This is a genomic window from Roseisolibacter sp. H3M3-2 (assembly GCF_029211165.1).
Taxonomy (GTDB): Bacteria; Gemmatimonadota; Gemmatimonadetes; order Gemmatimonadales; family Gemmatimonadaceae; genus Roseisolibacter.
The window spans coordinates 1-2,787 of sequence record NZ_JARGEK010000498.1; the positions used below are offsets into that span (position 1 = coordinate 1).

Annotated in this window: 5 protein-coding genes; all 5 read right to left on the bottom strand. The window is 78.9% G+C overall.

What is annotated here, in order from left to right; translation table 11 throughout:
• Positions 1 to 99: 99 nt before the first annotated feature.
• Positions 100 to 1,035 (bottom strand): NAD(P)/FAD-dependent oxidoreductase, encoded by a 936-nt coding sequence (locus PYV61_RS23580; RefSeq protein WP_275836314.1) that lies wholly within the window; start codon positions 1,033 to 1,035, stop codon positions 100 to 102.
• The gene (locus PYV61_RS23585; RefSeq protein ID WP_275836316.1) at positions 1,028 to 1,489 is read right to left on the bottom strand and encodes an Rrf2 family transcriptional regulator; all 462 of its coding nucleotides are present in this window, start codon (positions 1,487 to 1,489) and stop codon (positions 1,028 to 1,030) included. Before PYV61_RS23585 ends, PYV61_RS23580 begins: the two co-directional genes overlap by 8 nt.
• Positions 1,490 to 1,532: 43 nt before the next feature.
• Positions 1,533 to 2,003 (bottom strand): hypothetical protein, encoded by a 471-nt coding sequence (locus PYV61_RS23590; RefSeq protein WP_275836318.1) that lies wholly within the window; start codon positions 2,001 to 2,003, stop codon positions 1,533 to 1,535.
• The gene (locus PYV61_RS23595; RefSeq protein WP_275836320.1) at positions 2,000 to 2,485 is read right to left on the bottom strand and encodes a hypothetical protein; all 486 of its coding nucleotides are present in this window, start codon (positions 2,483 to 2,485) and stop codon (positions 2,000 to 2,002) included. Before PYV61_RS23595 ends, PYV61_RS23590 begins: the two co-directional genes overlap by 4 nt.
• Positions 2,482 to 2,787 (bottom strand): TonB-dependent receptor (locus PYV61_RS23600; protein WP_275836322.1); only part of this gene is annotated, 306 nt, incomplete at its 5' end. The genes PYV61_RS23595 and PYV61_RS23600, both read right to left, overlap by 4 nt.

Here is a 2,787-nt window from a genome sequence, read left to right on the forward strand (position 1 = left end):
CCGTGGCCGCGTGGCCCCCCGCGCGCCGCGCCTCGCGCCTCGACCCGGCGGCGGCGCTGCGGGCGAGCGCCTGAGCCCCGCGCGGGCGGCCGCCGACGCTCAGGGGGCCGGCAGCGCGAGCGACTGGTGCGCGTACACGCCGGCCGTCACGCCGTCGGCGGCGGCCCACGTCGCGTTGTGCGGCGCGCGGGCGACGTCGCCCGCGGCGTAGACGCCGGGCACCGTGGTCTGCCGCTTGGCGTCGGTGCGGATGATCGGCCCCATCGGCCCCTCGTCCACCGCCACGCCGAGCTGTCCCGCGAGCGGCCCGGCCAGGTGCGTGCGCGTCGCCGTGAACACCGCGTCGACGGCGACCACGGCGCGGCCGTCGGCCCCCTCGACCACCACGCCCGCCAGCGCCGGCGCCTCGCCGACGTCGGCGGCCACGCGGCGCTCGGGCACGCGCACCCCGCGCGCCGCGAGCGCGTCGCGCTGCGCCGCCGTCGGCGCGAAGGTGCCGTTCGTGAAGAGCGTGACGTCGGCGCTCCAGTCGCCGAGCAGGAGGGCCTGGTGCAGGCTCCCCTCGCCCACCGCGAGCACGCCCAGCCGTCGGTCGCCGACCTCGTAGCCGTGGCAGTACGGGCAGTGCAGCACGCCCGTCCCCCAGCGCTCGCGCAGCCCCGGCACGTCGGGGAGCTCGTCGACGATCCCGGTGGCGAGCACCAGGCGCCGCGCGCGCGCCGTCGCGCCCGAGGCGAGGGCGACGGCGAAGAGCCCGCCCTCGGCCGCCGCGTGCCTCGCCTCGTCGGCGCGCACCTCGGCGGTGGGGTACGCCAGCACCTGCGCCCGCGCGTCGGCGATGACGGCGGCGGGCGCGCGCCCGTCCTGCCCGAGGAAGCCGTGCGCGTGCGCGGCGAAGCGGTTGCGCGGGCGGCCGGCGTCGACGACCAGCACCCGGCGGCGCGCGCGCGCCAGCTGCATCGCCGCGGCCAGTCCGGCCCAGCTGCCGCCGACGACGACGGCGTCGTAGGGGGAATCGTACGTCGCGTCAGGCATGACCGTGGGGGGCGAGGGTGGCGACCGGGCCCAGCGCGCGCACGCGCTCGGCGAGCGCGGCGAGGGTGATGCGGCCGAGCCGGGCGGCGAGCAGCGCCTCGGCGTCGTCGAGGAACTCGTCGAGCGTGCCGGCGACCGCGCGCTGGATGCGGCAGCCGCCCGCGGGCGCGTGCGGGCCGCCGACGTCGATCCCCTGCAGCAGCCGTTCGCCGAGCGCGGCGTGCACGTCGCGCAGCGTGATGCGGTCGGCGGCGCGCGCGAGCGCCCACCCGCCGCCGGCGCCGCGCGCCGAGGTCACGAGGCCGGCGTCGCGGAGCCCCGCCATGGTGCGGCGCACGACGACGGGGTTGGTCCCCACGCACCCGGCCAGCGCCTCCGACGTCTGCGGCTCGGGGGCGTCGACGAGGTGGGCGAGGACGTGCAGGGCGACGGAGAAGCGGGAGCTGCGGGGCATGTAACTATGATAGTTACAATTCCCCGCCGCCGTCAATACCGCCTCAGCGCACCACGAAGTTCAGCGGCGGGACCTCCTTCAGCGTCGTCGCCCCGCGGCGCACGACGTACGTCACGACCGACGCCCCCGCGCGCCGCCCGTCGAGCGCGCCGCGCACCTTGTCGCCGCTCCAGCGGCCGACCGTCGTGTCCCCGACCACCACGCGCAGCTCGGCGTCGGGGTGCGCGGCGAGCGAGAACCACTCCCCGCGCGGGGGTGGCTCGTGGTCGTCGCCCCCGGACGAGCGCGCGACGAAGAACTGCTGCAGCGCGAGCTGCCGCCCCGCCGGCACCACCGGGAAGCCGTGCCAGTGGTCGCGGTGCGAGTACATCATCGTCCCCGACTCGTCGACCAGCACCATCTCGGCGACGACGAGCGGCGCCGCGTCGGTCGGCGGCGCGGCGGCGCCCCCGCCGTCGCCGCCGCACGCGGCGAGGGTGAGCGCGAGGAGGAGCGTGGCGGCGGTGCGGGTCATCGCGGGGATCCGGTGGAGGTGGGGGGACTCGCCGGGCGCACCTCAAGGGGGATCCACGGCGTCACGAGGTCGGCGTGCGTCTGGTGCCACACGAGGAAGCGCACGCGCGTGCGCCCGGCGGCGAGGCCGTGCAGGAGCCCGCGCCCGCGCAGCGGTTCCCACGCCACGCGCCCGTCGTCCTCGGCCTCGAGCCGCAGCTCGACGTCGGCGCGCGACGCGGCGTCGGACAGCGCGCGCCCCTGGAAGTCGAGCAGCTCGACCACCACCGCGGTCGCGGCGCCGTCGCGGGCCACCAGCGGCCCGCCCTCCCAGCGGCGGTTGTCGTGCGTGCGCGCCAGCGTCGCGCCGTCGGCGTCGCGCACCAGCACGTCCGCCGCCTCGACGTGCGGCGTGACGATCGCGATCGGGTGCTCGCAGGCGGCGAGCGCCAGCGCGGCCAGCGCCAGCGCGGCGAGCGCGCCCAGCAGTCGGCGCGCGCTCACAGCGTCACCCGGTAGAGCAGGCGCAGGTTGCGCCCCGGCTGCGGCGCGACCTGCTTGGCGCGCCACAGGTGGTCGCGCCACGTCGCGTCGAGCGCGTTGTCGACGGCCAGCGTCACCGCGTGCAGCCGCGCGCCCACGGGCCAGCGCACGCCGGCGCTCCCGTGCAGCAGCGCCCAGCCCGGCGTCGGGCAGAACTCCGCGGGAAGGAGCGCGGCCTCGTCCTGCCCGCCGTCGCTCGCCGCGCGCGGGACGCACGCCGCGCGCAGGTCGGCGACGACGGGGGGCGGCGCGGGGACGCGCCC

Bases quoted from the DNA above. Each gene is read 5' to 3' on its own strand.
- PYV61_RS23585 (WP_275836316.1), bottom strand. From the start codon at position 1,489: ATGCCCCGCAGCTCCCGCTTCTCCGTCGCCCTGCACGTCCTCGCCCAC.
- PYV61_RS23580 (WP_275836314.1), bottom strand. From the start codon at position 1,035: ATGCCTGACGCGACGTACGATTCCCCCTACGACGCCGTCGTCGTCGGC.
- PYV61_RS23590 (WP_275836318.1), bottom strand. From the start codon at position 2,003: ATGACCCGCACCGCCGCCACGCTCCTCCTCGCGCTCACCCTCGCCGCG.